1 protein-coding gene is annotated in these 288 nt (G+C 52.1%); it reads left to right on the forward strand.

The window, feature by feature from the left end; all coding sequences use genetic code 11:
- Positions 1-288: malic enzyme-like NAD(P)-binding protein (locus AB4585_RS23080; protein WP_372171129.1), on the forward strand; the 288-nt coding region annotated here is incomplete at both ends.

A 288-nucleotide genomic window follows, 5' to 3' on the forward strand; every position in this document is an offset into this window, starting at 1 on the left:
GGTGATTCAAACCATGCATAAGCATTGCCCTCGCCCAATCGTTTTCCCGCTATCGAACCCAACCAGCCGAGTAGAAGCGGTGCCAAAAGATGTTCTTGATAGGACCGATGGCCAAGCCCTAGTCGCTACCGGTAGCCCATTTGCCCCTGTACTGGTCAATGGTAAACGCCTTGAGATTGCTCAGTGTAACAACAGCTATATCTTCCCAGGTATCGGCCTTGGGGTACTGTCTGTCTCGGCCTCTCGTATTACCGATGAAATGCTAATGGAATCCAGCCGAGCCCTTGC

Origin of the sequence: Vibrio sp. 10N.222.49.C9, from assembly GCF_041474985.1 — a bacterium.
Taxonomy (GTDB): Bacteria; Pseudomonadota; Gammaproteobacteria; order Enterobacterales; family Vibrionaceae; genus Vibrio; species Vibrio crassostreae_C.